23 protein-coding genes and 1 riboswitch are annotated in these 22,976 nt (G+C 74.0%); of the genes, 15 read left to right on the top strand and 8 right to left on the bottom strand.

The genetic code is table 11. The annotated features are described in order from the left end of the window. The first annotated feature begins 92 nt into the window (after positions 1-92). The 11 genes from PVK74_RS08300 (at position 93) to PVK74_RS08250 (ending at position 9,829) form a co-directional block, all read left to right on the top strand. The gene (locus tag PVK74_RS08300) at positions 93-356 is read left to right on the top strand and encodes a hypothetical protein (protein ID WP_205796395.1); all 264 of its coding nucleotides are present in this window, start codon (positions 93-95) and stop codon (positions 354-356) included. A gap of 49 nt (positions 357-405) precedes the next feature. Next, entirely contained in the window at positions 406-1,425 is a 1,020-nt protein-coding gene (locus tag PVK74_RS08295) for a zinc-dependent alcohol dehydrogenase (protein WP_369830112.1), read from the top strand. Between the two features lie 2 nt (positions 1,426-1,427). Continuing rightward, the gene (locus tag PVK74_RS08290; RefSeq protein WP_043323437.1) at positions 1,428-1,826 is read left to right on the top strand and encodes a 6-pyruvoyl trahydropterin synthase family protein; all 399 of its coding nucleotides are present in this window, start codon (positions 1,428-1,430) and stop codon (positions 1,824-1,826) included. A 4-nt stretch (positions 1,827-1,830) separates the two neighbouring features. Next, positions 1,831-2,868 (top strand): glycosyltransferase family 4 protein, encoded by a 1,038-nt coding sequence (locus tag PVK74_RS08285; RefSeq protein WP_274478722.1) that lies wholly within the window; start codon positions 1,831-1,833, stop codon positions 2,866-2,868. Then, complete coding sequence (locus PVK74_RS08280; RefSeq protein ID WP_064445681.1) at positions 2,865-3,674, top strand: small ribosomal subunit Rsm22 family protein; 810 nt, start codon at positions 2,865-2,867, stop codon at positions 3,672-3,674. The genes PVK74_RS08285 and PVK74_RS08280 overlap by 4 nt, the downstream gene beginning before the upstream one ends. Positions 3,675-3,821: 147 nt before the next feature. Next, positions 3,822-4,718: a lysylphosphatidylglycerol synthase transmembrane domain-containing protein gene (locus PVK74_RS08275; RefSeq protein ID WP_233514685.1), complete on the top strand. Its 897-nt coding sequence runs from the start codon at positions 3,822-3,824 to the stop codon at positions 4,716-4,718. Positions 4,719-4,787: 69 nt separating this feature from the next. After that, positions 4,788-5,417: a GTP cyclohydrolase II gene (locus PVK74_RS08270; RefSeq protein ID WP_030499246.1), complete on the top strand. Its 630-nt coding sequence runs from the start codon at positions 4,788-4,790 to the stop codon at positions 5,415-5,417. After that, positions 5,414-6,103, top strand: coding sequence for a RibD family protein (locus PVK74_RS08265; protein WP_043323447.1), 690 nt, complete (start codon positions 5,414-5,416; stop codon positions 6,101-6,103). The genes PVK74_RS08270 and PVK74_RS08265 overlap by 4 nt, the downstream gene beginning before the upstream one ends. A gap of 107 nt (positions 6,104-6,210) precedes the next feature. Next, positions 6,211-7,890 (top strand): extracellular solute-binding protein, encoded by a 1,680-nt coding sequence (locus PVK74_RS08260; RefSeq protein WP_274478721.1) that lies wholly within the window; start codon positions 6,211-6,213, stop codon positions 7,888-7,890. Next, the gene (locus PVK74_RS08255) at positions 7,887-8,912 is read left to right on the top strand and encodes an ABC transporter permease (protein ID WP_064445683.1); all 1,026 of its coding nucleotides are present in this window, start codon (positions 7,887-7,889) and stop codon (positions 8,910-8,912) included. The genes PVK74_RS08260 and PVK74_RS08255 overlap by 4 nt, the downstream gene beginning before the upstream one ends. Further along, on the top strand, positions 8,909-9,829 hold the full coding sequence (locus PVK74_RS08250) for a carbohydrate ABC transporter permease (RefSeq protein WP_043323451.1): 921 nt from the start codon (positions 8,909-8,911) through the stop codon (positions 9,827-9,829). Before PVK74_RS08255 ends, PVK74_RS08250 begins: the two co-directional genes overlap by 4 nt. Positions 9,830-9,838: 9 nt before the next feature. Here the strand turns inward: PVK74_RS08250 and PVK74_RS08245 are convergent, their stop codons facing one another. The 5 genes from PVK74_RS08245 to PVK74_RS08225 form a co-directional block, all read right to left on the bottom strand. Beyond that, positions 9,839-10,576: an amino acid ABC transporter ATP-binding protein gene (locus PVK74_RS08245; RefSeq protein WP_064445684.1), complete on the bottom strand. Its 738-nt coding sequence runs from the start codon at positions 10,574-10,576 to the stop codon at positions 9,839-9,841. Further along, positions 10,573-11,349: an amino acid ABC transporter permease gene (locus tag PVK74_RS08240; protein WP_069088490.1), complete on the bottom strand. Its 777-nt coding sequence runs from the start codon at positions 11,347-11,349 to the stop codon at positions 10,573-10,575. The genes PVK74_RS08245 and PVK74_RS08240 overlap by 4 nt, the downstream gene beginning before the upstream one ends. Positions 11,350-11,387: 38 nt before the next feature. Beyond that, on the bottom strand, positions 11,388-12,242 hold the full coding sequence (locus tag PVK74_RS08235; RefSeq protein ID WP_064445686.1) for an ABC transporter substrate-binding protein: 855 nt from the start codon (positions 12,240-12,242) through the stop codon (positions 11,388-11,390). Positions 12,243-12,352: 110 nt separating this feature from the next. Next, positions 12,353-12,478, bottom strand: a complete 126-nt coding sequence (locus PVK74_RS08230; protein ID WP_255361248.1) for a hypothetical protein — start codon at positions 12,476-12,478, stop codon at positions 12,353-12,355. A gap of 33 nt (positions 12,479-12,511) precedes the next feature. Beyond that, a riboswitch (SAM riboswitch) is annotated at positions 12,512-12,622 on the bottom strand. A 69-nt stretch (positions 12,623-12,691) separates the two neighbouring features. Further along, entirely contained in the window at positions 12,692-14,167 is a 1,476-nt protein-coding gene (locus PVK74_RS08225; RefSeq protein WP_043323460.1) for an NAD(P)/FAD-dependent oxidoreductase, read from the bottom strand. Between the two features lie 364 nt (positions 14,168-14,531). Between PVK74_RS08225 and PVK74_RS08220 the strand changes: the two genes are divergently transcribed. Then, on the top strand, positions 14,532-15,848 hold the full coding sequence (locus PVK74_RS08220) for a glycosyltransferase family protein (protein WP_083297013.1): 1,317 nt from the start codon (positions 14,532-14,534) through the stop codon (positions 15,846-15,848). Between the two features lie 64 nt (positions 15,849-15,912). After that, positions 15,913-16,365, top strand: coding sequence for an EVE domain-containing protein (locus PVK74_RS08215; RefSeq protein WP_064445687.1), 453 nt, complete (start codon positions 15,913-15,915; stop codon positions 16,363-16,365). A 1-nt stretch (position 16,366) separates the two neighbouring features. On the opposite strand, the gene PVK74_RS08210 is transcribed toward PVK74_RS08215, so the two are convergent. Both PVK74_RS08210 and PVK74_RS08205 read right to left on the bottom strand, forming a co-directional pair. Beyond that, on the bottom strand, positions 16,367-18,898 hold the full coding sequence (locus PVK74_RS08210; RefSeq protein WP_274478718.1) for a DUF6493 family protein: 2,532 nt from the start codon (positions 18,896-18,898) through the stop codon (positions 16,367-16,369). After that, a complete protein-coding gene (locus PVK74_RS08205; protein ID WP_274478717.1) occupies positions 18,895-20,229 on the bottom strand; it encodes an SWIM zinc finger family protein in 1,335 nt (444 codons plus the stop codon). The genes PVK74_RS08210 and PVK74_RS08205 overlap by 4 nt, the downstream gene beginning before the upstream one ends. 59 nt (positions 20,230-20,288) lie before the next feature. Between PVK74_RS08205 and PVK74_RS08200 the strand changes: the two genes are divergently transcribed. Both PVK74_RS08200 and PVK74_RS08195 read left to right on the top strand, forming a co-directional pair. Continuing rightward, entirely contained in the window at positions 20,289-20,831 is a 543-nt protein-coding gene (locus tag PVK74_RS08200) for a GNAT family N-acetyltransferase (protein ID WP_274478715.1), read from the top strand. 38 nt (positions 20,832-20,869) lie between these two features. Beyond that, on the top strand, positions 20,870-21,280 hold the full coding sequence (locus tag PVK74_RS08195; RefSeq protein ID WP_069088496.1) for a hypothetical protein: 411 nt from the start codon (positions 20,870-20,872) through the stop codon (positions 21,278-21,280). 47 nt (positions 21,281-21,327) lie between these two features. On the opposite strand, the gene pgi is transcribed toward PVK74_RS08195, so the two are convergent. After that, positions 21,328-22,962 (bottom strand): glucose-6-phosphate isomerase, encoded by a 1,635-nt coding sequence (pgi, locus tag PVK74_RS08190; protein ID WP_064446469.1) that lies wholly within the window; start codon positions 22,960-22,962, stop codon positions 21,328-21,330. Between the last annotated feature and the right edge of the window lie 14 nt (positions 22,963-22,976).

Raw genomic sequence — 22,976 nt, 5'->3', positions numbered from 1 at the left:
GTCGCGGCATGTGCGCAGGTGAGAGGTTTGATCTGCGCTCAACCGGTCACTGGGACGGTAGCGACGACGCAAAGGGGGACACGGTGCCCGACATGATCCGCAACAGGTCCAGTCAGGACGCCGACCTGCCACGGGGAGTCACCGACCCGTTGCTCTGGCGGGCCGCGTACGACGTGGCCGTCGCGCACCGGCCCGACGAGTCCGGCCGGTGCGAGAGCCTGCTGTGTGACGGTCAGGTCGCGCCGTGCGACGCGCTGACGGCGGCCCACCGGGCGATGGAGCTGGCCGGGGACCGGCACGCCGACCGGGCCGAGCCGGAAACGTGGCGTACGGAGCAGCGGCGGCGCGCCGCCTGAGCATCGGGTCGCGGGCGGTTCGAACCGTTGACGCCCCGCTTCCGTGTTTATGATCGACAACTCGGTCGGAATGCGGGGAAGAGGAGAGTTCGTGACGGTAGACGCCCAGGCGTTCTGGCTCCGCGCTCCCGGCGAGGGCGAGATCCGGCCGGTGCGCGTCGCCTCGCCCGGCCCGGGTGAGGTGCTGGTGCGTACCCGCTTCTCCGGCGTCAGCCGCGGCACCGAGACGCTCGTGTTCACCGGCCGTGTCCCGGCCGACCAGCACGCCGCGATGCGCGCGCCGTTCCAGGAGGGCGACTTCCCCGCCCCGGTCAAGTACGGCTACCTCAGCGTCGGCACTGTCGAGGCCGGCGACGAGCGGCTGCTCGGCCGTACCGTCTTCTGCCTCTACCCGCACCAGAGCGCGTACGTGGTCCCGGCCGACGCCGTGACCGTCGTGCCGGACGGCGTGCCGGCGCAGCGCGCGGTGCTGGCCGGCACCGTGGAGACCGCGGTGAACGCGCTGTGGGACGCCGCGCCGCTGGTCGGCGACCGGGTCACGGTGATCGGCGGCGGGATGGTCGGCTGCGCGGTCACCGCGCTGCTGGCCCGCTTCCCCGGCGTCCGGGTCGAGCTGGTCGACGCCGACCCGGCCCGCGCCGACGTGGCCGCCGCGCTCGGCGCCGACTTCGCCGCGCCCGCCGACGCGGCCGGCGGTCGCGACCTGGTGGTGCACGCCAGCGCCACCGCCGACGGGCTGCAGCGCGGTCTGGAGCTGCTGCGTCCCGAGGGCACCGTGCTGGAGCTGAGCTGGTACGGCGACCGGCCGGTCACGCTCGCGCTCGGCGGCGCGTTCCACTCCCGACGGCTGCGCATCCGCAGCAGCCAGGTCGGCACGGTGTCGCCCCGGCGCGCCGACCGCAGCTACGCCGACCGGCTCGCCCTGGCCCTGGACCTGCTCGCCGACCCGGCGTTCGACGCGCTGCTCACCGGCCGGTCCCGCTTCGACGACCTGCCCGACGTGCTGGACCGGCTCGCCTCGGGCCGTCTTCCGGCGCTGTGCCATCTCATCACCTACGGCGAGGAGTGAACGTGTTCAGCGTGACCGTCCGGGACCACATCATGGTCGCCCACAGCTTCCGCGGCGAGGTGTTCGGCCCGGCCCAGCGGCTGCACGGCGCGACGTTCGTCGTCGACGCCACGTTCCGCCGGCCGGAGCTGGACGACGACGGGATCGTGGTCGACATCGGGCTGGCCACCGAGCAGCTCAAGGCCGTGCTCGGCGAGCTGAACTACCGCAATCTCGACGACGAGTCCGCCTTCACCGGGGTGAACACCACCACCGAGGTGCTGGCCCGTACGGTGGCCGACCGGCTCGCCGACGCGGTGACGGCCGGCCGGCTGGGGGAGGGGGCGCGCGGCCTGACCGGGATCACCGTCACCCTGCACGAGTCACACATCGCCTGGGCGAGCTACGAGCGGTCGCTCTGACCGGATGAGCGTCGTCCACGTGGTGCTGCCGGGTGACATCGACGACCCGGCGGACCCCAGCGGCGGCAACGCCTACGACCGTCACGTCTGTCGTGGCCTGGCCGGACGCGGCTGGACGGTCCGGGAACACCAGGTGCCCGGCGGCTGGCCGCACCCCGGGCCACGCGAGCGCGCCGACCTGGCCGGACTGCTCGGCGGGCTCCCCGACGGCGCGACGGTGCTGCTCGACGGCCTGGTCGCCTCCACCGTGCCGGACGTGCTCGCCCCGCACGCCGCGCGGCTGCGCCTGGTGATCCTCGTGCACCTTCCGATCGAGGGGGAGACCGAGGCGCGGGCGCTGGCGGCGGCCACCGCAGTGGTAGCCACCAGCGAGTGGACCCGCGGCCGGCTGCTCGACCGCTACCGGCTGCGCCCCGAACTGGTGACGGCCGCCCCACCCGGCGTCGACCCGGCGCCCGTCGCCCCCGGCACGCCCGGCGGTGGGCGGCTGCTCTGCGTCGCCGCCGTCACGGCGGTCAAGGGCCACGACGTGCTCGCCGCCGCGCTCGCCGAGGTGGCGGACCTGAACTGGACCTGCGACTGGGTGGGACCGCTGGAGCGGGACCGGCCCTTCGCCGACCGGATGCGCGGGCGGCTCGCCGCCGAGGGTCTGGGCGCCCGGGTCCGGCTCACCGGCCCCCGTACCGGGCCGGACCTGGCCGCCACCTACGCCGCCGCCGATCTGCTGGTTCAGCCCTCGCGACAGGAGACGTACGGGATGGTGGTCACCGAGGCGCTGGCCCGGGGCGTACCGGTGCTGGCCAGCGACACCGGCGGCCTGCCGGCCACGCTCGGGCACGCGCCCGGCGGCGAGCGGCCCGGCCTGCTGGTGCCACCGGACGACCCGGGCGCGACCGCCGCGGCGCTGCGCCGCTGGCTCACCGACCCCGGCCTGCGGGACCGGCTGCGCCGCGCCGCCCGGCAGCGGCGGGACACCCTCACCGGCTGGCCGGTCACAGTGGACCGGCTGGCGACGGCGCTGAAGGAGGCGACCGCGGCATGACCACCTCACTCCCGCCCGGCTTCGCGGACTGGCTGCGGCTGCGAGAGCCCGCCGACGCGGCGGCCCGCAGCGCCGAGCTGGCCGACGCGGTCCGCGACCGGATGCCCGCCGGCCGGCCGCTCGTCGTGCACGACCTGGGCAGCGGCACCGGTTCGATGGCCCGCTGGCTCGCGCCCCGGCTGCCCGGCCCGCAACGCTGGGTGCTGCACGAACGCGACCGGGACCTGCTGGCGCTGGCCCGCTCGGCGCGGCTCACCGCCGCCGACGGGGCCGAGGTAACCGTGACGACGCTCGACTCGGACATCACCCGGCTGACCGCCGCCGACCTGGCCGGCGCGCACCTGGTCACCGCGTCCGCGCTGCTGGACATGCTCACCGCCGAGGAGGTCGAGCGGATGGCGGCGGCCTGCGCCGGGCACCCGACGCTGTTCGCGCTCACCGTCAGCGGGCGGGCCGAGTTCACCCCGCCGCACCCGCTCGACGCCGAGCTGACCGCCGCGTTCAACGCCCACCAGCGGCGCACCGTCGACGGCCGGGCGCTGCTCGGGCCGGACGCCGTGGACGCCGCCGTGGCCGCGTTCTCCCGTCACGGCGTCGAGGTCGTGGTGCGCCCCACCCCGTGGCGGCTCGGCCCGGAGCAGGCGGAACTGGCCGCCGAATGGCTCACCGGCTGGGTCGCCGCAGCGGTCGAGGAACTACCGCATCTGTCCGGGCCCGCCGGGACGTATCAGAAGTGGCGGCTCGCCGAGGCCGCCGCCGGCCGGCTCGACGTGGTGCTGCACCACGCCGACCTGCTCGCCGGCTGAACCGTACCGGCTGCTGGCACGTGACAACCGGTGGGAACGAGGGAGGACCGTTTGTCACACGTCGCCGTCGCCGTCGCCGGACCCGTACCGGCTGTCACGCCCGCGCCGCCGCGCCGGGCCCGGACGCGCCGGACCTGGGTACGTCCGCTGCTCGGGCTCGCGGTGCTCGCCGTGCTCGTCGCGTCAGTGGGCACCGGTCCGTTCCTGGCCGGGCTGCGCCTGATCGACGCGCCGGCGCTGGCCGCCGCGCTCGGCATCGGCGTGATCACCACCGTCTGCTGCGCCTGGCGCTGGTCGCTTGTCGCCGGCGGGCTGGGCGTACGGCTGCCGATGCGCGCCGCGGTGGCGCACTGCTACCGGGCGATCTTCCTGAACTCGACGCTGCCCGGTGGCGTGCTCGGCGACGTGCACCGGGCGGTCCGGCACGGCCGCGACGCCGGGGACGTGGCCCGGGGCGTACGGGCGGTGGTCTGGGAGCGCACCGCCGGTCAGGTGGTGCAGGTGGTCATCGCGGTGGCGCTGCTCGCCGCGTTCCCGTCACCGGTGCGCCGGTACCTGCCGTGGCTGGCGGCCGGCCTGGCCGTGCTGGCGCTGGCGCTGGCGCTGGCCGCCCGCGCGGTGCCCCGCTCCGGGGCGTCCCGCTGGGCGCGGGCGGCCCGGACCGTGGTCGTCGACGTGCGCTCCGGCGTGCTGGGCCGCCGGACCTGGGCCGGTGTGGTGATCGCCTCGACTGTGGTGTTCGCCGGCCACCTGGCCACGTTCGTGGTGGCCGCCCGCACCGCCGGGACGGACGCCCCGCTGTCCCGCCTGCTGCCGTTGACGCTGCTCGCCCTGCTGGCCATGGCGGTGCCGCTCAACGTGGGCGGGTTCGGCCCGCGCGAGGGAGTCGCCGCGTGGGCGTTCGCCTCGGCCGGGCTGACCGCCGCGCAGGGTGTGGCGACCGGCACGGTGTACGGCGCGCTGGTGCTGGTGGCCAGCCTGCCCGGCGCCGCGGTGCTGCTGGCGCGGCGGATGCCCCGGCGGGAGCCCGGCAACTGTCGGTGATCCCGCCTACGGTGGGGGAGCGAGGTGTGCGTCGCCGGGTCCGCCCGGCGACCGGACGACAGGAGAACCATGGACGAAACCCTGCCCACCGCGACGGTCCGGACCCGCGTGACGGTCCCGCTACGGTTCCCCGACGGTTACGTGACGACCGCGCGCGTGCACACCTTCCACGGTCTCGTCGACGGGCGCGAGCACCTGGCGTTCGGGCTCGGTGAACACGTCGACGCCGACCCGCCGCTGGTCCGCCCGCACAGCGAGTGCCTCACCGGGGACGTGTTCGGCAGCCAGCGCTGCGACTGCGGGCCGCAGCTGCGCGAGGCGGTCGAGCGCATCGCCGAGGCCGGTGGCTACCTGCTCTACCTGCGGCAGGAGGGGCGCGGCATCGGCCTGTACGCCAAGCTCGACGCGTACGCGCTGCAGGACGACGGCCTCGACACGTACGAGGCGAACCTGGCGCTCGGGCGCGGCGCGGACGAGCGTGACTACACGGTGGCCGCGCAGATGCTCGGCGCGCTGGGCGTGGACCGGGTGGCCCTGCTCAGCAACAACCCGGACAAGGCAGCCCAGCTCGAACGGCTGGGCGTCACGGTGGCCGACCGGGTGTCCACCGGCGTGCACCTGTCGCCGGCGAACGCCGGTTACCTGGCGGCCAAGGTGACCCGCGCCGACCATGCCCTCGACCTGCCGTTCGTGCCGTGACCACCCGCCCGTACGTCCTGCTCAGCTGCGCGATGTCGATCGACGGCTACATCGACGACGCGACCACCGACCGGCTGCTGCTGTCGAACGACGACGACCTGGACCGGGTCGACGCGACCCGGGCCGGGTGCGACGCGATCCTGGTGGGCGCGGCGACAGTGCGCCGCGACGACCCCCGCCTGCTGGTGCGCAGCGAGCGGCGGCGCGCCGAGCGGGTGGCGCGCGGCCTGCCCCCGTCGCCGGTGAAAGTGACAGTCACCGGCAGCGGCGACCTCGACCCGGGGGCGCGCTTCTTCACCATGGGTGACGGGCTCAAGCTGGTGTACTGCCCGAGCGGAGTGGTGGACAAGGCCCGTGAGCAGGTCGGCGCCGTGTCCACGGTGGTCGACGCGGGCGATCCGGCCACCGCGGAGGCGGTGGTGGCCGACCTGGCCGGGCGCGGCGTGACGCGCCTGATGGTGGAGGGCGGCGGCTCGATGCACCGCCAGTTCCTCACCGCCGGCCTGGCCGACGAGCTGCACCTGGTGGTCGCCCCGTTCTTCGTGGGGGACCGTCGGGCGCCGCGCTTCGTCGGGGACGGCCGCTTCCCGTGGCACCCGGGCCGTCGGGCCCGGGTGGTCGAGGTACGCCAGATCGGCGACGTGGTGCTCACCCGCTACGCGTTGTCCGACCGCTGCCCGGCCTGACCCGTCGTCCCACCCGGTCCACCCTTGTGCAAGCTCACGGTCGTGATTAGTTTGTTGACCATCCATACGAACTAATCCACTGCGCATCCCTTCCCGAAGGGGGACCGATGACCGCGCACCACCCCGACCCGGGCTCCTCCCGCCGTCGCTTCCTCGGCCTGGTCGGCCTCGGCGTGGCCGCCACCACCGCCGGCCCGCTGCTCGCCGGCTGCTCGGAGAAGCCGGCCGGCACCGGCGCCGCCCAGAACCTCGACGCCGTCTCCGGCCTGCTGCCCAACCACAAGGACCTGCCCGGCGGCATCAAGCCCGACATCGTCGGCACCCGGCCGGTGCCCGATGGCTACACCCGCTACCCGGCCAGCCTCGTCGACGCCGTCACCGACAAGCCCGGCACCAGCGGCAAGCAGGTCACCGCCATGACCCCCGCCTGGGGCCCGGCGCCGCCCGGCGTCGCGCAGAGCGCCTACCTCCAGGCGGTCAACGCCGAGCTGGGCACGCCCGTCAACTTCACCATCCAGGACGGCAACACGTACGCCGACAAGCTCAACGCGATGCTCGGCGCGCGCGACGTACCGGACCTGCTCTGCGTACCGGGGTGGGAGGTGGAGAAGATCCCGCGCTTCGCCGAGGCCATCAAGGTGCTCTTCGAGGACCTGACCGACCACCTCAGCGGCGACGCCGCCGCCGCGTACCCGATGCTGGCGAGCTTCCCCACCGGGGCCTGGCGGCGCGCGGTCTGGAACGAGCGGCTCATGTCCGTGCCCAACCCCACCGACGGGCCGTTCCCGTGGGCGCTGTTCACCCGCAAGGACATCCTCGACGCGCGCGGCCTGGCCGTGCCGGCGAACCTGGACGACCTGCTCGCCGTGGCCAAGCAGGTGACCGACCCGGCGCGCAAGGTGTGGGCGTTCAACGACGTCTTCGCCATGATCCAGATGTTCCACAAGGTGCCGGGTCACAAGGGCGGATGGCGGGTCAAGTCCGACGGCACCCCCGAGTTCAAGTACGAGACCCCGGAGTTCCGCCGCGCGCTGGAGGTGATGGCCAAGATCTACGCGGACGGCCTGGTCCACCCGGACATCGTGGCCAGCAGGGGCGCGGACGCCAAGCAGCTGTTCGCCAAGAACGGCGCGATCGTGTTCCTTCAGGACGGCGTCGGCTTCTGGCAGGGCGCCCAGGCCGAGCACCAGAAGACCAACCCCAAGCTGAACATCCAGCCGGTGCCGATCTTCTCCGCCACCGGCGGCGACCCGCTGGTCTGGGGCGACGACGAGCCGATTTCCTACACGTTCGTCAAGAAGGGCCTCGGCAAGGACCGGGTCCAGGAGCTGCTGCGGATCATCAACTGGTGCTCCGCGCCGCTGGGCAGCCAGGAGGCGCAGCTGCGGGACTTCGGCGTCGCGGGCAAGCACCACAACCCGTCGCCGAACGGGCCGGTCAAGACCGACCTGGCGTTCAAGGAGATCGCCAACCAGTACTTCTTCATCAGCGGCCGCAACCCCACCATCGGGCCGTTCCCGGACACCCCGCGCTTCGTGCCGGACGTGCTCGCGTACTCCAACGAGATGGTCAAGCACATGGAGCCCAACCCGTGGGCCGGGGTGAAGCTGGAGATGCCCGCCGCGTACAAGGCCAACCAGGTGCCCACCGAGGACAAGTTCACCGACGTGCTGCGCGGCCGCCGACCGCTGAGCGACGTGGACGCCATCGTCAAGGAGTGGAAGGCCGCCGGCGGCGAAGAGGCCCGGAAGCTGCTCGCCGACGCGCTGCCCAAGGCGGGCCGATGAGCGAGCCGGCCGTCCTGGCCGGGCCCGAGCGGGCCCGGCCGGACGCCCCGGCCTCGCCCGGCCGACCGCCCGGCCGACCTCCCCGCCGCCGCCGGGTGCCGCTGCGCACCCGGCTGCGCCGGGACTGGCAACTGCTCGCCATGGTGGCGCCCGGCTTCGGAATCCTGCTGGTCTTCAGCTACCTGCCGATCGCCGGCAACGTGATCGCGTTCCAGGACTACAACCCCTACCTCGGCGACAACCCGTGGCAGGCGTTCGCGCACAGCGACTGGATCGGCTTCGGCCAGTTCCAGCTGCTGTTCTCCGACCCGGCGTTCTGGGACGCGTTCCGCAACACGCTGGCGATCACCGCGTTCCAGCTCGTCTTCTTCTTCCCGCTGCCGATCCTGCTGGCCATCGCGCTGCACAACCTGCTGTCCAGCCGGCTGCGCGGGCTCATCCAGACCATCGTCTACCTGCCGCACTTCTTCAGCTGGGTGCTGGTGGTCACGTTCTTCGTGGCGATGCTCGGCGGCGCGGGGCTGCTCGCCCAGAGCATGCGCGACGCCGGGATGCAGCCGTGGAACGTGATGACCAACCCGGACACGTTCATCGTGCTCGTCACCGTCGAGGCGGTGTGGAAGGACGTCGGCTGGGGCACCATCGTCTTCCTGGCCGCGCTGTCCACCATCGACCAGAACCTCTACGAGGCCGCCGCCGCCGACGGCGCCGGCCGGTGGCGGCGGCTGTGGCACATCACGCTGCCCGGCCTGCGCCCGGTGATCGTGCTGCTGCTCATCCTGCGCCTGGGCGACGCGCTCTCGGTCGGCTTCGAGCAGTTCCTGCTGCAACGCGACGCCGTCGGCCGGCAGGCCGCCGAGGTGCTCGACACCTTCGTCTACCACTTCTCCATCGCCACCGGGAACTACGGGTACGGCGCCGCGGCCGGACTGTTCAAGGCCGTCATCGGGCTGGTGCTGATCCTGGCCGCCAACCGGGTGGCGCACATGCTCGGCGAACGAGGGATCTACTCCAAGTCATGACCACGCTGATCCGCCGGGTCGCCGGCGACCGATCCCGCCGGCCGGTGTGGCAGGAACCGCCCACCCCGGTCGGGCAGGGCCTCAAGGCCGTCGTGCTCACAGTGCTCGTGGCGGGCGTGCTGTTCCCGCTCTGGGTGATCCTGGTGACCAGCCTGTCCTCGCGGGAGACCATCGCGCGGGCCGGCGGCCTGGTGGTCGTGCCCCGGGGCATCGACACGTCCGCGTACGAGACGATCTTCGCCGGGGGTGCTGTCACCCGGGCCCTCTGGATCAGCACGCTCGTCACGGTGATCGGCACCGCCATCGCGCTGACGGTCACCGTGCTCGCCGCGTACGGGCTGTCCCGGCCGGGCTCGCTGGGGCACCGCTGGCTGCTGGCGTACTTCCTGATCCCGTTCCTGGTCTACCCGCCGCTGGTGCCGCGCTACCTGGTGGTCACCGGGCTGGGCCTGAAGGACACCATCTGGGCGCTGGTCCTGCCACCGGCGATCAGCGTGTTCAACCTGGTCGTGGTGCGCGGGTTCTTCCAGGGCATCCCGTCGGAGCTGCTGGACAGCGCCCGCATCGACGGCGCGAGCGACTTCCGTACGCTCGCGCGCATCGTGCTGCCGCTGTCCCGCGCGGTCATCGCCGTGGTCGGCCTGTTCTACGCGGTCAGCTACTGGAACGTCTGGTTCGACGCGCTGCTGTTCATCGACCGCAACGACATGTACCCGATCCAGCGGGTGCTGCAGAGCTACCTGCTGGCCGGGCAGGCCCCGCACACCTCCGGCGGCAGCAGCGGGGTGACCATGCCGCCGACCGAGGCGGTCAAGATGGCGGTCGTGGTGCTGACCGTCGCGCCGATCGTCGCCGTCTACCCGTTCATCCAGCGGCACTTCGTCAAGGGCGTGCTGATCGGCGCGGTGAAGGGCTGAGGCGGCCGGTCACAGAACCTGGGACAGGAAGCGTCGCAGCCGCGGGTGCTCCGGCGCCTCGAACACCGCCTCCGGCGGGCCGGACTCCAGCACCACGCCCGCGTCCATGAACGCCACCGTGTCGGCGACGCTGCGCGCGAACCCCATCTCGTGCGTCACCACGACCATCGTCATGCCGGCCGCGGCCAGGTCCGCCATCACCGCGAGCACGCCCTTGACCAGCTCCGGGTCCAGCGCGCTGGTCGCCTCGTCGAAGAGCATCACCTGCGGGCGCAGCGCCAGCGCCCGCGCGATCGCGACGCGCTGCTGCTGCCCGCCGGAGAGCTGCGCCGGCCGCGCGTCGGCCTTGCCGGCCAGGCCGACCAGGTCGAGCTGGGCGCGGGCGAGCGCCACCGCCTCGTCCTCGTCGAGCTTCTTCAGCTTGCGCAGCGCCAGCGTGATGTTGCGCAGCACGCTCAGGTGCGGGAAGAGGTTGAACTGCTGGAACACCATGCCGATGCGCTGGCGCAGCGCGTCCGGGTCGTCGCGCAGCACGCTGCGGCCGTCCAGCAGCACGTCGCCCCGGTCCGGCTCGATCAGCCGGTTGATGGTGCGCAGCAGCGTCGACTTGCCGGAGCCGGACGGGCCGATCACGCAGGCGGCGCCGCCGCGCGCCACGTCCAGGTCCGCGCCGCGCAGCACCCGGTGCGCGCCGAAGGCCAGGTGCACGTCGCGGACGGCCAGGCTGACCGAGGTGGTGGTGGTCATCGCGGGTCCTTTCCGGACGGGGTGAGGTCGACCGGCTCGGCATCCGGCTCCGGCTCGGGCGGCGCGGCCGGGCGGCCCTGCCGCAGCCGCCGGTCCAGCCAGTTCACCGCGTGGGTCAGCGGCACGGTCAGCAACAGGTAGAACAGCCCGGCCAGCAGCAGCGCGGACTGGTTGCCGGTGTTCGCGGCGTAGTCCTGCCCGATCCGGAACAGCTCCCGCTGGCTGGCCAGCAGGCCGAGGAAGTAGACCAGGCTGGAGTCCTTGATCAGCGAGATGAGCTGGTTGACCCAGGCGGGCAGCACCCGGCGTACGCCCTGCGGGATGATCACCAGGCGCATCGCCTCGCCCCAGGAGAAGCCGAGCGCCCGCGCGCCCTCCAACTGGGCGGCCTCCACGCTCAGGATGCCGGCCCGGAAGATCTCGCCGAGGTAGGCGGCGGCGATCAGGGACAGCGCCAGCACGCCCAGGGGATAGGGGTTCGGGCCCCAGACCTGCATGCCCAGCGGCGCCAGGCCGACGCCGATGAGCAGGATGGTCGCCGCGGCCGGCAGGCCGCGGAACACGTCGGTGTAGATCCGCGCCGGCCAGCGCAACCACCGGGTACGCGAGATGCCGGCGACGGCCAGCAGCATGCCCAGCACCGAGCCGAGCAGGGCGGCGGAGACCGCCAGGGTGAGCGTGTTGGGCAGCCCGACGGTCAGCATCTCGGGCAGCGCCTCGCGCATCGACTCCCAGTCGAAGAACGTCTCCCAGAGGGTGCTCAGTGGGTCCATGTCCGCTCCGTCCGCCCTGCTCGTGCTCGGTTACCGGCTCAGGAGGCGGCCGACGGCGCCGGCGCCGCCACCGACCCGCTGCCGGGCTTGAAGTCGGCCGGGATCGGCCGCCCCGGGTAGTACTCCGCCTGCAGGCGGCTCCACGTGCCGTCCGCGATCACCTCGTCGAGGCCCTTGTTCAGCGCCTCGCGCAGCTTGTCGTTGCCCTTCGCCACGGCGAACGCGGTCGGGGTGGGGCTGAGCTGCTTCGCCGCGACCTTGATCTTGCCGTTGCTGTCGGCGGCGGACTTGTCGCCGATCTCCGCCGGGGCGATCCAGGCGTCCGCGGTGCCGGCCTTGAGCTGGTTGATCGCGCTGTTGTAGTCGGGCACCCGCACCGGGTCGAGGTTCTGCTTGGTGGCGTAGTCGTCCTGCACGGTGCCCTGCACCACCACCACGCGCTTGCCGGCGAGCTGGTCGAAGCCGGTGAGCGTGGATCCGGCCGGCACGTCCAGGCCGAAGTAGCCGAAGTCGTAGCCGTTGCCGAAGTCCACTGTCTTCTTGCGCGCCTCGGTGATCGTGATCGAGGAGCTGCCGACGTCGAACTTGCCGCTGTTGACCTGGGAGAGCAGGGCGGAGAAGTCGGTGCCGACGAACTCCACCTTCAGGTCGATCTTGGCGGCCACGGCGCGCAGCAGCTCGTTGTCGAAGCCGGTGAACTTGCCGTCCTTGAGGAAGACGTTCGGCGGCGCGTCGGTGAGCGTTCCGGCGCGGATCACGCCGGGCTGGAGCAGGCCGTACGGGTTGTCGGCCGCGTCGGTGTCGTCGCCGCCGCAGGCGGTGAGCGCGGTGACGGCGAGCAGGGCCGCCGCGCCGACGGCGGCCGCACGGGTCAGGACGGTACGGAAACGCACGATGTCTCTCCAGAGTGGATGGACGCGCGGAGGTGCGCGTGGGCGCCGGCCCGCCGGACGGACGGCCGGGCCGGAGAAGGGTGAAACGGGGAAGGGAGGGTGGCGCTCGCTCAGCGCGCGGGGCGACAGGCGTCGCTGCACACCCGCATCAGGTCGACGTGGCGGCGCTTGACCAGCGCGAAGCGGGCCGGGTACGCGGCGACGTCGCCGGAGGGGGTGGAGGGTGGTACGGACATCGGTCTCCCTGGTCTGGTGCTGACCTGGGTGCCAGGCCACGCTTGCACCGGCGGCTGCCGGTGCCTGGTCTTCACCCGGGGCACCCCACCGCGGAGGAGGGTTGCCGGCCAGCGAGCCGGGGCTTCGCGCTGGCGCTCATGACCTGCCCAGAAGGCTAGCAGCACCGCCGGGGCGGCCGTCCAGCGGTTATGACCACCCTCACGCGCGGCGCCTTACCGACGGGCCGGGACGACCGGCGCGTCCCGGCCGGTGCCGTGCCGCGACGGGCTGCGCTGCTCGTGGTAGTCCTGTTCCACGTTGACGGTCCAGACGTCGTGCTCCGCGCCGTGCGCGATGTTCTCCGCGGTCAGCATCGCGGTGAGCATCGAATGGTCGGCGTTGTTGTACCGGTGCATGCCGTTGCGCCCGACCGGGTGCACGTTCGGCACGTTCGCAGCAAGCCAGCCCCGGATGACGTCGACGTTGCGCTGGTACCGCTCGTCGTAGACCGGGTACGCCTTCGGCATCCGGACCACGTAACCGGCCTCCACACAGCCGGGCTTGACCAGGCCCAGCCGCTCCAGCTCGGCGGTGGCGAACGCGACCAGTTCGGCGTCCGGCGTCCGCCACATCTCGTCGCCCTCGAACACGAAGTACTCCAGCCCCAGGCACGTCCGCCCGTCCTTGACCAGGTACGGCGACCAGGAGCCGAAGTTCTGGATCCGGCCCACCCGGGCCGCCGGGTCGTGCACGTAGATCCAGTTGTCCGGGAACGAGAACTCCTCCGGCACCACGAGCGCGACGGTCAGGAAGTCCCGGTACCGCAGGTCGTCGGCGGCGGCCCGCACCTCGGGCGGCGCCTCCGGCCGCATCGCCCGCACCAGCGCGGAGATCGGCATCGAGGAGATCACATGATCGGCCGGCTCGGTCCGCTCACCGTCCGCGTCGACGAGCGTCACCGCTGTCGCCCGCCGGGCCGCCGGGTCCCGCCGTACCTCGGTCACCCAGGCGCCGGTGCGTACCGTGCCGCCGCGTCGGGCGACCTCCTCGGCGCAGCGCTCCCACATCATCCCGGGACCGTGCTTCGGGTACTGGAACTCCTCGATCAGGCTGGTCACGTCCGTGCGGTCGCGCCGGGGCAGCAGCGCGTTGCGCATCGCGGTGGCCAGCGACAGGTTCTTGATCCGCTGGGCCGCCCAGTCGGCCTGCAGCTGGTCCGCCGGCATCCCCCAGACCTTCTCCGTGTACGTCTTGAAGAAGATCGAGTAGAGCCGCCAGCCGAACCGCGCCGACACCCACCCCTCGAAGTGCGACTGGTCCTTCGGCGGGCGCAGCCGGGCCCGGCCGTACGAGGCCAGACAGCGCGCCGCCTCCAGCAGGCCGAGGTTGCGCAGCGCGTTCCCGGCGCTGAGCGGATAGTCGAACAGCGCCCCGCGGTAGTAGATACGGCTCATCCGCGGCCGGAGCAGGAAGTCCTCGTCCGGCAGGATCTCGTGCCAGAAGTCCTCGACCCGGGACACCTTGGTGAAGAAGCGGTGCCCGCCGATGTCGAAGCGCCAGCCCTCGCGCTCCACGGTCCGGCTGATCCCGCCGACCACGTCGTCGGCCTCGTAGACCCGGACCGGCTCGCCGTGCCGCAGCAGCTCGTACGCGGCGGTCAACCCGGCCGGCCCCGCCCCGATGATCACGGTTCCGTCGCCGTCACCCATGCCGTCCGCGCCCCCTGCCGCCAGCCTCCCGATGCGGCACCGCGCATACCCGCCCCACCGGCAACTTCACCTGCGCACCCACCCCGATGCGCCGCCCACCCCGCCCCGCCCCGACCCGACCCGGCCTGGCCCCGTCGATCATGAAGTTGACGGCGTTTGGTGTCTGATTTGTCGCCGCCAACCTCATGATCGACGCGGGCATGGGGGCGTGCCGGACAGGTGTGTGGGCGGGCCGGACGGGGCAGGCCGGAGGGGTGTGGGCCGGACGGGTGCCGGCGGGGACGGGTGTGGGCGGGGGCGGACGGGGAATGCGGGCCGGGTTTCCGGCCGGCACGTCGGCCAGGGGCCGACCGGTGGGAGCGCGATGACGGAGGAGCGGCGGGTCGATCCCGGTGGCGCGGCCGACCCCGAACGCGCGGCCGAATCCTTCCGCGCGGCCGAATCTGAACGCGCGGCCGGCCCTGCCGTCGGGGCGCGCTCCGGGCGTACCCGGTGGTGGTCGCGTGGAATCCGGGTCGTCCGCGGGGTGCCCGAGCCGTGGGGATTCGTGTTCGCCGTCTTCGTCGGCTCGAAGCTCGTGCTCAGCCTGCTCGGCGTGCTGGTGCTGGCCGCCTGGGACGGGGTGCCCGGCGCGCCGCCGGCCGGCGAGACCGGGATGCGGGAGCAGCAGGACGCGATCTCGTCGCACCGCTGGTTCTCGCTCTGGTTCGCCTGGGACTCGTTCCTCTACGAGCACCTGGCCCGGCTGCCACTGGACCGGCCGTGGCCGGACTTCGGCTTCCCGCTGCTCTATCCGTTCCTGGCCCGGCCGCTCGCGCCGCTGCTCGGCGGTCACACCGCCTGGGCTCTGCTGCTGGTCAGCAACGTGGCGCTGGTGGTGCAGCTCTACTTCGCGTACCGGCTGGGGGGCCGGCTGCTCGGCGGCGCCGCACCGGCCGACGGCCGGCGAGCGGTCCGGTACCTGCTGCTCCTGCCGACGGCGTTCCTGTTCCAGGCGGCGCTCACCGAGTCCCTGTTCGTCTGCCTGGCGCTGGCCACCTTCTGGTACGCCGAACGACGCCGCTGGCTGGTCGTCGGCGTGGTCGGCTACTTCCTGGCGATGAGCCGCTCCGTCGGCTTCCTCGTGGTGGCGCCGCTGGCGCTGGTGCTGCTCCGCCAGCACGGCTGGCGGGCCGGCCCGCGCGCGTGGCCGCGACTGCTGCGCGAGGGCTGGCCGCTGGTGCTGGTGCCGGCGGGCTGGCTGACGTTCATGGCGTTCTGCCGCTGGCAGAGCGGGGACTGGTTCGCCTACCAGCACGCGCAGGAGACCGGCTGGGCGATCCGGTTGCAGAACCCCGTCGCGACGGCGGTGTCCGCGCTGACCGGCGGCAACTCGGCCGACGCGCTGCGGGTGTGGATCGCGGTGGCGACGCTGGTGGTGGCGGTCGTCGGGCTGCGCCGCCGGGCCGACTGGCCGTACCTGGTCTACACGCTCGTCGTGGTGCTGGTGCCACTGTCGATGGGGCCGCCGGTGTACAAGAGCCTCCTGCGCTACCTGCTCGCCGCGTTCCCGGTCGCGTTCGTGCTGGCCCGCTGGGCTCGCCGGCCCGGCCTCGACGGCTGGCTCACCGCCGCGCTGGCGCTGCTGCAGGGCGCGTTGTTCGCGGTCTGGCTCACCTACTGGACCCACCTGATCATCTGACGGCCGCCCCGGCCCGCCGCCCCGTCGTCCGGCGCTCCGCTCGGGCGGACCGCAGAATGGGCTGATGACCGATCGGCGGGTGACCCTGGACGACCTCGGCGCCTGGTTGATCAAGGGCAACGCGGACGCGGTGGACCTTACGGCCCGCTTCGCCGCCGACCCGCGCGTCACCGGCTGGTGCGTCCGCCCCGGCTACCGGGTACGCCTGATGCGCGCCGGCCAGCCGGTGGTGTTCTGGGCCAGCGGCAGCCGGGGCCGGACGCCGTACGGCGTCTGGGGCGTCGGGCGGATCGCCGCCCCGCCGCAGCCCGGCGCGCCGGGCGAGCCGTGGACCGCGCCGCTGGACCTGACGATCCTGGACGAGCCACTGCGGGTACGCCGCGAGGTGCTGCGCGCCGACCCGCGGCTGGCCGGGGCCGAGGTGCTCCGGCAGCCGCAGGCGGCGAATCCCTCGTACCTGACCGTGGCGCAGTTCGACGCGCTGTGCGCCTACCTGCCCGGCGACGGGGGCGGCTGACTCAGGCGGCCAGGGCGGCGGCGAGCCGCCGGGCCTCGGCGACCAGCCGGCTGCTGCCGCCCCGGGCCACCACGTCGGCCAGCCCTGGTACCTCGATCCGGACGCCCGTCGCGGTCGCCGCCTCCGCCGCCAGCGCGAGCAGGTCCGGCGTGCCCCGCGGTGGCGTCGGCCCGGCCAGCAGCGGCGGCAACGCCGCGGCGAGCAGCCGCCAGACGCTCAGCCGGGCGCCCGCCGCCAGCGCGTCCCGCAGCGGCGTGACGGCCCGGGTGAGGATCACCTGCCCCTGCGCCCCCATCTCGCCCAGATGCCCGCCCACCGCCGGCGCGTTCAGGTCACCGGCGGCGGCCAGGATCAGCAGCGCGTCGAGCGCGGCCACCCGGTCCGCCTCGTGCCGGGCGCACAGCCCGTACGCCACGGCCAGGTCCAGCGCGGGCCCGCCCGCACCAGTGCACTCGGCGAGCGCCAGCAGGACCGGCCCACGCCCGGCGAAGTCCTCCTGGGCGGCCATGGCCAGCTCGGGAAGGACCTGGGCGGCGACCACGCCCCGGTGGCCGGGCAGGACGGCCGGCCACAGGTGCCCGGCGTCGAAGATCCGGCGGCCGATCGCCGCCGGCCGCACAGTGAGCAGGCCGAACCGGTCGTCCACGTCGGCCGGTGGGGTGAGCGCGACGAGCCGCCGTCGTTCCGGCAACTGGTCGTAGCTCCAGTCGTAGCGGCCGGACCGGTCCCGCCGGCCCACCGTCACCACCTCCTGCACCGGCGCCGGCACGCCACCGCCGCGCAGCCAGGCCGCCAGCTCGACGCCGCCCGGCGTGCCGAGCGCCTCGGCGCGGGCCGCAAGCGGCTCGTCGACCCCGGCCGGCAGGCGCAACAACGCCTGCGTGTAGTCCCACCTCCAGTACGGCCGGTCGCCGAGCGCCGCCAGCCGCTCGTAGAGCACCTGCGGTTCGACCGCCCCGGTGGCCGAGGTGGGCGCGGACAACAGCCCTGGATCGTCACGGCCGTCCAGGCGCTGCCCGGCCTCGGCCAGCCGGAGGCGGTATAGCCACATCGGCGCGGGGCGGCCGGAGGCCACCGCGGCAGGCCCGCCACCGGCCGTAGCCAGCGTCGAGGCCCAGCCGTCGCGGCGCCGGGTGGCGTCCCCGATACGCGCGACGAACAGCAGCAGCCGGTCGATCTCGAACGAGGGGTCGGACCGGGCCCAGATGTGCTCGTACTCGGCCACCTGCTCCCGGCGCAGCACCGGCGCCAGCGCGACCTCGAGACGGTCGCGGTCACGGGTGCCCAGCCGCAGCAGCCCGTCCATGACCCGTTCCAGCACCGAGGCCGGCCACAGTCCGCGCAGTGTCGCCGCCACCTCCTCCACCAGCTCGTCCACGTCGGCGATCGGCGGTGGCGCGGCCGGCGCCGGCAGCGGCGGCGGCAGGTCGTCACGAGGCTCGGCCACGGTGGCGACCGCCTCTGGCCGGTGACCGTGCCGCGCCGCCAGCGTCAGCGCGCGCTCGCGCAGTCCGGCGTCCGGGTGACCGGCCGCCACGGCGAGCACCGCGCCGACCTCCGTGGCCCGCTCCGGGTGCTGCCGGGCCAGCCGGTCGAGCCAGGTCAACTGTGCCCGGACCAGCGCCTTCTCCGGCCGGGCCAGCACCGTCCGGGCGGTTTCCCACAGCGCCTCCGGCTCGGCGGCGTCACCGGCCTCCCGCAGCGTCCGCTGGGCGGCGCGGGCCACCGGCCCCGGCCCGTCGGCGAGCAGCCGCAGGTAGGCGCTCGACCGCACCGCCACCTCGTCCGGAGTCGGCGCGAGCAGGTCGTGCAGGGCCAGGAACGGGCGCAGCGCCGCCGGCCGGTCGCCGCGCAGCAGCCGGCCGAGCACGCCGTTGAGCAGGGCAGCGCGGTCGAGCCGGCCCTCCGCCGCCAGCGCCGCCAGCGCACGGGGCAGGGCATCCGCGTCCGTGCCCGCGCCGTCGCCGCGGGCCAGTTCGGTGCCCACGCCGTCCACCTCGAACAGGCGCGGCAGCAGCGCGTCCAGGAACGGGTCCGCGCGCAGCCGGTCCACAGTGGGTGGGCGCGTCCCGCGTGGGGCCGGGGAGCCCTGTGCGGCCGCCCACCCGCGCACGAAGTCGTCCCCGGTCGGCGGCGGCGCCTTCTCCGCCAGCAGGAGACCGGCGACGAACCGCCAGCCCGCGAGCATCCGGTCCCGGGGCAGCCGGTCGGCCAGCTTGTACGCCACGTCCGCCAGCCAGGTCACCCCGCGTTCCCGAGCCACGTCGACCACCGGCGCGGCGTCGACGCCGCTCAGCCAGACCGAGCGGCGGCCGAGCAGCGCGGCCACCTTCGTCGGCGTGCTCAGCGTCCCCACCGCTGCGACCGCCAGCGTCGCCGCCTCACCCTGCCACCACCAGGCGTCCCGCCTGCGGCGCACGTCGGCGACCAGTTCGTCGCCGAGCGCCCGCCGGGCCGGCTCGTCCAACCCGGCCAGGGCGGAGCGGACCTCGGACATCCTGCCGCGCACCACCGCCTCGACGAACCCGGTCACGACAGCACCTCCACCGGCGCCGCGACCATCGACACGGCCAGCGCGTGCCGGCACGGCCCCCGCTGCCCGCGGTGCCGCGCCCACCAGCGACAGTTGCAGGAGTATGCGCCGTCCGGGTGGCGGCGCACCCGGTAGACCTCGGCGTCGGTGCGTACCGTCGCGTCCTCGCCGTCGCGCTCGACCGCGCCGCGCTCGACCAGCGCCCGCGCGCCGAGCAGCCGCGGGTTGTCCCGCTCCGCGCGGCCCGCGTCGTAGGGCATCACCCGGTGGAAGTACGCCCCGTCCGCCACGTCGTACCCGACCCGCCCGGCGGTGCCCAGCTGGGCGAGCGCGGCACGCACCCGCCCGTCGGGCAGCGCGGCGGCGTCGGCCAGCGCGGCCACGTCGATCGTCGGATCCCAGTTGAGCAGCGCGCCCACCAGTTCCGCGTCGTCCACCACGTCGTCACCGGCGAGCGCCGCCAGCGCCGCGCCCTCGCCGGAGAACCCCCGGTACGGCTCGGGGGACAGCGTCAGCGACACCCGCAGCGCCCCGGTGTCCAGCTCCCACGTGCTCGGCACGGCCGGCGATCCGGCGCGCACCGCCGGGCCGTACACCCGCAGCGTGCGGGCGTGGCGCAGCACGCCGCGCAGCGCCGCCAGCCGGCCCGCGCCGGCCAGGCAGACCGCGCCCGGCGCCGGGCGGGAGGTCAGCCGCAGCGTCCGCCCGGCGGGCACCGCCCACAGCACGCTGCGGTCCGTCGCGGCGGGCAGCCGGCGCAGGAACGCCGCCGCCTCCGCCGCCGGGATCTCGGCGCGCGGCTCGAAGCCGGCGGTGAGCACGTGCACCTCGGCGAAGCCGCGCAGCCAGCGTCCGGGCAGCGGCACCTTCCGCTCGACCACCGAGCCGTCCATGGTGGAGACGGTCAGGTCGTCCGGGCCGACCGCCACGTGCAGCGGCTCGATGCCGCCCACCCGGGCCAGCGCCTCCCGCAGCGGCGGGTTCACGTCCACGTTCGTGGTGCCGTGGCCGCTGATCTCGCCGTCCAGCCCGGCCGGCAGGACGTCCATCCGGGCGTACACCCCGCAGCAGCCGGAGAACGACTCGAACCGCAGGCGGCCCCGGCTGCCGGTGACCACCGGGTCCAGGCTGGCCGGGTTGACCGGCTGGTGGTAGCGGGTGCGGGCCACCTCGGCGACGGCGAGCAGCCCGGCCGCCGCGGCGGCGGGAGCGGTGAGGAACCCGGCGAAGAAGCGCGGGTTGGCCGCCGGGCCGCCGCAGGTCTGCAGATCGAGACCGGCGGCGCGCAGCGCGGACGGCTGAAGGTATCGGTACGTCTGGACGGCGTTCACGGCGCAGACCGTAGAGGGACCGACCGACAAAAGCGCGACGGTCCTGCTAGCTTCCTCGGATGTTCGCCCACGCCCTCACCGACGACGCGGAGCTGCGTCCACTGTCGCCCTGGCACGCCGACGAGTTCCTGGCCAACCTCGAGCGCTGCCGCGAGCACATCTCGCCGTGGGTCGGCGCGTCCTTCGTCGCCACCGACGCCGAGTCGGCCCGCAAGGTCCTCCAGGCGTACGCCGACCGGTGGGCCCGCGACGACGGCGGCCTCTGGGGCATCTGGCAGCGCGGCACGCTCGTCGGCGGCGTGCTGTTCGTGTCGCTGAGCACCGCACGCGGGGTGTGCGAGGCGGGCTGCTGGCTGGAACCGGGCGCCGAGGGGCAGGGCCTGGTCACCCGCGCCGCGCGCGTGATCATCGACTGGGCGGTGCGGGAGCGCGGCATCCACCGGGTCGAGTGGATCACGAAGGCCGGCAACGACCGCAGCATCGCCGTCGCCAAGCGGCTGGGCATGAGCCGCGACGGCGTCCTGCGCGGGGCCGCCGCGACGCCGGAGGGCCGCGCCGACATGGAGGTCTGGTCGGTGCTGGCGCCGGAGTGGACGACCTGACCGCCGAAACTGTCGTACCCGGACGTGAACATGTGTCCATGGCTGTCCCCGCACTGGCCGACCGGTCCCCGCAGCCGCGCGCCCTGCCGCTGCGCGAGGTCCGCACCCGGCTCACCCAGCTCGTCTCCCTGGCCGAGCTGACCGACACCGTCACCCTCGTCACCCGCGACGGCGATTCCCGCCCGATCGCCGCGATCGTGCCCGCGCCGGCCGCCCGCACCGGGGCCCAGGCGCGCGCCGACGCCGAACGGGTCGCCGCGATCAGCGCCGGCTGGGCCCGCCGCCTGGAGGAGCTGCACCAGCAGTCCGGCCGGCGGCACGCCGCCGAGTTGCGGGCGCTGGCCGACGCGCTGGCCGAGGCGTGGGCCGAACTCGACCGCCGCGCCCCGGCCGGCGACCCGGCGCTGATCCGGCTGCGCGCGGCGCACGCCGACCTGCTGCGCCGCTGACCCGTGGCGTCCCGGCCGGTCGCGCGCGGGACGCCACGGGTACGCGGTCAGCTCCGGCCGCGCTCGGCCCGGTAGCGGCGGATCAGTTCGGCGGTCGAGGTGTCCACGTCGGCCAGGTCCGGGTCCGGCCCGGTCAGCTTCGGCGCGAGCTGGTTGGCCATCACCTTGCCCAGCTCCACACCCCACTGGTCGAAGGCGTTGATGTCCCAGACCGCGGCCTCGGTGAACGTGATGTGCTCGTAGAGCGCGATCAGCTGGCCCAGCGTCGACGGGGTGAGCTTCGGCGCCAGGATCGACGTGGTCGGGTGGTTGCCGGCCATCACCCGGTGCGCCACCACCTCGGGCGCGGTGCCCTCGGCCTCCACCTGCTCCCGGGTCCGCCCGAACGCCAGCGCGGCGGTCTGGGCGAAGAAGTTCGACATGAACAGGTCGTGCATGTCGCCCAGGTCGTGGTTGGGCCGGCTGAACGCGATGAAGTCCGCCGGGATCAGCCGGGTGCCCTGGTGGATGAGCTGGTAGAAGGCGTGCTGGCCGTTGGTGCCCGGCTCACCCCAGAAGATCTCCCCGGTCGGGTACGTCACCGGCGAGCCGTCGACGCGTACCGACTTGCCGTTGCTCTCCATGGTGAGCTGCTGCAGGTAGGCGGGGAAGCGGTGCAGGTACTGCGAGTAGGGCAGCACCGCGTGGGTCTCCGCGCCGAGGAAGTCGGTGTACCAGACGTTGAGCAGGCCGAGCAGCGCCGGCACGTTGCGTTCCACCGGAGCGGACCGGAAGTGCTCGTCGACCGCGTGGTAGCCGGCCAGCATCTCGCGGAACCGGTCCGGCCCGATCGCGAGCATCACCGACAGGCCGACCGCCGACGGCAGCGAGTAGCGTCCGCCCACCCAGTCCCAGAAGCCGAACATGTTCTCCGGGTCGATGCCGAAGTCCCGGACCCGCTGCTCGTTGGTGCTGACCGCGACGAAGTGGCGGGCCACCGCGTCGTCGTCCGCGTCCAGCCCGGCGAGCAGCCAGCGCCGCGCCTGGTCGGCGTTGGCGAGCGTCTCCTGGGTGGAGAACGTCTTGGAGACCACCACGAACAGCGTGCTCGCCGGGTCCAGGTCGGCGGTCTTGTCGTGGATGTCGGTCGGGTCGATGTTCGACACGAACCGGCAGCTGATGCCCGCGTCCCGGTACGCCTTCAGCGCCTCGTACGCCATCACCGGCCCCAGGTCGGAGCCGCCGATGCCGATGTTCACCACAGTGGTGATCCGCTCGCCGGTGTGGCCGCGCCACGATCCGGAGCGCACCCGCTGCGCGAACGCCGACATGCGGTCCAGCACGGCGTGTACGTCGGCGACCACGTCCTGGCCGTCCACGGTGAGTGAGGCGTCCGCGGGCAGGCGCAGCGCGGTGTGCAGCACGGCCCGGTCCTCGGTCACGTTGATGTGCCGCCCGGCGAACATGGCCGCGATCCGGTCGGCCAGCCCGACCCGCTCGGCGAGCGCGCCGAGCAGCGCGACGGTCTCGTCGGTGATCAGGTTCTTGCTGTAGTCCACGTGCAGGTCGGCGACCTCACCGGTGAGCCGCTCACCCCGCTGCCCGTCGGCGGCGAACAGGTCGCGCAGGTGCGTGCCGCGCATCGCCTCGGCGTGCTTGCGCAGCGCCTGCCATTCGTCGGTGGTGGTGACGTCCACAGCCATCGGGTCGATCTTCT

This window comes from Micromonospora chalcea (genome assembly GCF_028768405.1).
Classification (GTDB): Bacteria; Actinomycetota; Actinomycetes; order Mycobacteriales; family Micromonosporaceae; genus Micromonospora; species Micromonospora chalcea.
This window is presented reverse-complemented; position numbering and strand designations above follow the sequence as displayed.